Here is a 3,807-nt window from a genome sequence, read left to right on the forward strand (position 1 = left end):
CCATCAGCCCCCGCACACCGACGGCAACGCCCGCACCAGCCCCTCCCCGTGCAGCCGGTCCAGCCGATGCCCGTACGACGACCGCATCGCCGCCACCCGCAGCCGGGGCTCGCACGACGCCCCGGCCCGCAGGAATGCCGTCTCCTGGAGCGCGCCCAGCAACTGTGTGGTGATCCGGTCCAGCACCGGCCGCACCTCCTTCACCAGGTCGGGCCGCTCGGTCGGCCGCTCCTCCGGATGCGCGTCCCAACGGGCGTAAAGACCGCGCTGCACCAGCTTGTTGGCCTCGATCTGGTCCCGGAACACGGCGGTGACGGCATCCGGATCGAGGCCGAGCCCGACCGCCCTCGCCGCCACGTCGTCCAGGATCGCCTTCTCCCGCACGGGATCGTCGATGGGCGTGGCCGTCCCGTACTTGGCCGCCGCGACCTTGTCCGCGACGAGCAGCCGCTCCGCGAACAGATCGGTCAGCACGGTGAGCGACCGGGCGTCCGCAACCGTACGAAGGGGAGCGGAGGAGGACTCGGCGACGGCCGGTACGGCACCGGACAGAGCAACGGTGGACGCGACACAGGCAGAGACACAGGCGGAGATCAGGACGGACCTGAGGCGGTGGGGGCGCATGATCCACGCCTATCACACGCCCCCACCCGTTCCCCGAAGTCCGCCGAAACCATTTGAAAATTCCTTACTTACCGGTAAGTTGACTCGCCGGTAATGTAGGAGACGTCGGCCTCGGGGAGCCGTGATGGGCGTACGCAAGGACTTGAACCAGGCGAAGCAGCGCACCGGCCTCGCCGACCGGGTCAGGGTCGAGGTTGTCAAGGACGCGCAGGGGGTCGTCCGCGAGGCGCGCACACCCGCCCTCGCACCCTGCCCCACGAGCGGCAGCATCGCGGACCTGCCCTTCGTCAACGCGACCGAGGCCCCAGACGCCGTGGTCCTGCGCCGCGCCGACCACCACGGCACCTATCACCCGGTCACCGCCACCGCCTTCGCCCGCGAAGTCACCGCCACCGCCAAGGGGTTGGTCGCCGCCGGTCTCGAACCGGGCGGCCGTGTCGCGGTGATGTCCCGCACCCGCTACGAGTGGACGGTCCTGGACTTCGCCGTCTGGGCGGCCGGCGGCCAGTCCGTCCCCATCTACGCCACGTCCTCGCCGGATCAGATCGAGTGGATCGTCCGGGACTCCGGCTCCCGCTTCGTGATCGTGGAGACCCCCGAGAACGCGGCCGCCGTCGCCACCGCCACCGCCGGCCACTCCCAGCCCCCGCACGTCTGGCAGCTGACGCAGACATCGGCTGCTGCCGCAGACGGGGACGCTCTGGCCCAACTCGCCGATCTGGGCCGGGGCATCCCCGACGACCAGGTCACCAAGCGCCGCGCCGCCCTCACCCCCGACACGGCCGCGACCATCTGCTACACCTCCGGCACCACCGGCCGCCCCAAGGGCTGCGTCCTCACCCATGCCAATCTCCACGCGGAGGCCGCCAACACGGTCGAACTGTTGCACCCGATCTTCAAGGAGATCACCGGCCAGGTCGCCTCCACCCTCCTCTTCCTCCCGCTCGCGCACATCCTCGGCCGTACGATCCAGATCGCCTGCCTGATGGCCCGCATCGAGATCGGCCACTGCCCGAGCATCAAGCCCGCCGAACTACGGCCCGCGCTCAATAAGTTCCGCCCCACCTTCCTGGTCGGCGTCCCGTACCTCTTCGAGCGGATCCACGCCACCGGCCGCGCCACCGCCGAACGCATCGGCCGCGGCGCCTCCTTCGACCGCGCCCACCGCCTCGGCGTCCGCTTCGCCCGCGCCTACCTCGACAAGTTCCTGGACAAGGGCCCCGGCCCGACCCCCCGCCTGTACGCCGCCTGGGCCCTGTACGACCTGCTGGTCTACCGCCGCATCCGCAAGGAACTCGGCGGCCGTATGCGCTACGCCATCAGCGGCGGCTCCCCGCTCGACCGCGACCTCAACCTCTTCTTCTACGCCGCCGGGATCATCGTCTACGAGGGCTACGGCCTCACCGAGACCACCGCGGCCGCCACCATCGTCCCGCCCCTCAAACCCCGCCCCGGCACCGTCGGCCAGCCCGTCCCCGGCACCGCGATCCGCATCGCCGACGACGGCGAGGTCCTCATCAAGGGCTCCATCGTCTTCGGCACCTACTGGAACAACCCGGTCGCCACCGACGCCGCCCTCACCGACGACTGGTTCGCCACCGGCGACCTCGGAGCGCTCGACGAGGACGGATACCTCACGATCACCGGCCGCAAGAAGGACGTCCTCATCACCTCCGGCGGCAAGAACGTTTCCCCGGCCGTCCTGGAAGACCGCCTGCGCAGCCGGCCCCCGGTCGGCCAGTGCATCGTCGTCGGCGACAACCGGCCGTACGTCGCCGCCCTGATCACCCTCGACCCCGAGGACGTGTCCCACTGGCTGCACGTGCGCGGCATGTCCCCGGACACCCCGCTCTCCGAGGTCGTCGGCGACCCCAGGATGCGCGCCGACGTCCAGAAGGCGGTGGACTACGCCAACCAGGTGGTCTCCCGGGCCGAGTCGATCCGTCAATTCCGGCTGATGGAAGGCGAGATCAACGAGGACAGCGGCCTGCTCACACCGTCGATGAAGATCAAGCGTCATGCGGTGACGGCGGCGTACGCGGAGGAGATCGAGGCGCTGTACCAGAGCTGAAACCCTCCGGACCGGCCGACCGGGTCTTCGGCCGGGCGGCGCACCCGCGTTGCGTGGTTCGGTGACCTATGGTCGCATCATCCCGAAAAGGCACCTAAAGGGTATTCGGGTGCCGTGATCGAGGGCCGACCGCCCGTTGGCGGCTGCCCCAGTTCCCGGGAGGACCTGTGTCTCACCGCATGCTCCGCTCAGCGGCCACCGTGCTGCTGGCATCCGCACCGCTCTTCGCCGCCGCGCCGGCACAGGCCGCTGCGCAGCAGCAGAACTTCCCTTGCGCGGTCGGCCTCCAGAAGGTCGACAGCGCGGTGACCAGCACGATCGCCGTCAGCATCTATTGCCAGGAGACGCAGACCATCGGTGTGAGGATCACCGCGAGTGGCGTCGAGCTCGCGCAGCTGCAACAGACCGTTCGGGCGGATGTTCAGCAGACGACCACCATCACCGTGCCCAGGGTCCCGCAGGTCTGCGCCACGCTGCTGGCCAACGGTCAGACCACCACCGTCTGCGTCCCTGCCGCCGTTCGCCTGCCTGCACCCGCCTGAGGGAAACGGCCGCCGCCGCCCATTCCGCGATCCGGCCGGGTCCCGTGAAGTCGGTTGCGCCAAAAGGGGCGTAACTCGATTTGTGACACTCAGTCGGGTGTATCGGAAATGGTGCGTTAAGAGAGGCCTGTGTTAGCTTCAGTGACGAGTCGGACACGGTCCGTAAGGAGGCCCGTGTGCGTGAAGAAATCGGAGACGTGATGAACAAGCTCAAGAAGACCGCTGCCGTAGTGGCCATGGTCGGCGGTCTCGGCCTTGTCGGCAGCGGGGTTGCCAGCGCCAACGGTGGCCACGACTACGACGACCCGTTCCCGTTCGCCATCGACAACCTGCAGATCGTGGAGTGCGAGCAGTCGTTCGACGGCGGTTCCCTCTTCACCGCCGCTCCCGTGGGCGGCGCTGGCGACACGGAGCAGAACATCGGCAACTTCTGCTCGGCGAACAACGTCGAGGGCTGATCAGGCGCTGTGGTGCCTGCGGGTGGCGTTGCCGCCCGAGGAAGACTGGTGCCCCGGAAGGGTGTTGACCTTCCGGGGTGCGAACGGAGGGTGCCTCCGGCGGGCAGTGGGC

4 protein-coding genes are annotated in these 3,807 nt (G+C 69.2%); 3 read left to right on the top strand and 1 reads right to left on the bottom strand.

Translation table 11 applies throughout. The annotated features are described in order from the left end of the window. Positions 1 to 3 precede the first annotated feature (3 nt). Positions 4 to 624, bottom strand: coding sequence for a chorismate mutase (locus ACFU53_RS47210; RefSeq protein WP_384006599.1), 621 nt, complete (start codon positions 622 to 624; stop codon positions 4 to 6). Positions 625 to 748: 124 nt separating this feature from the next. Between ACFU53_RS47210 and ACFU53_RS47215 the strand changes: the two genes are divergently transcribed. From ACFU53_RS47215 to ACFU53_RS47225, 3 genes are all read left to right on the top strand, one after another. After that, entirely contained in the window at positions 749 to 2,695 is a 1,947-nt protein-coding gene (locus ACFU53_RS47215; RefSeq protein WP_384006602.1) for an AMP-dependent synthetase/ligase, read from the top strand. 179 nt (positions 2,696 to 2,874) lie between these two features. Continuing rightward, entirely contained in the window at positions 2,875 to 3,237 is a 363-nt protein-coding gene (locus tag ACFU53_RS47220) for a hypothetical protein (protein ID WP_384006605.1), read from the top strand. Between the two features lie 176 nt (positions 3,238 to 3,413). Then, the gene (locus tag ACFU53_RS47225; protein WP_384006607.1) at positions 3,414 to 3,695 is read left to right on the top strand and encodes a hypothetical protein; all 282 of its coding nucleotides are present in this window, start codon (positions 3,414 to 3,416) and stop codon (positions 3,693 to 3,695) included. The last annotated feature ends 112 nt before the right edge of the window (positions 3,696 to 3,807 follow it).

Origin of the sequence: Streptomyces sp. NPDC057474 (genome assembly GCF_042802555.1) — a bacterium.
Classification (GTDB): Bacteria; Actinomycetota; Actinomycetes; order Streptomycetales; family Streptomycetaceae; genus Streptomyces.

Excerpts from the sequence above, each read along its gene's own strand:
- ACFU53_RS47210 (WP_384006599.1), bottom strand. The coding sequence starts at position 624 with ATGCGCCCCCACCGCCTCAGGTCCGTCCTGATCTCCGCCTGTGTCTCT.
- ACFU53_RS47215 (WP_384006602.1), top strand. The coding sequence starts at position 749 with ATGGGCGTACGCAAGGACTTGAACCAGGCGAAGCAGCGCACCGGCCTC.
- ACFU53_RS47220 (WP_384006605.1), top strand. The coding sequence starts at position 2,875 with ATGCTCCGCTCAGCGGCCACCGTGCTGCTGGCATCCGCACCGCTCTTC.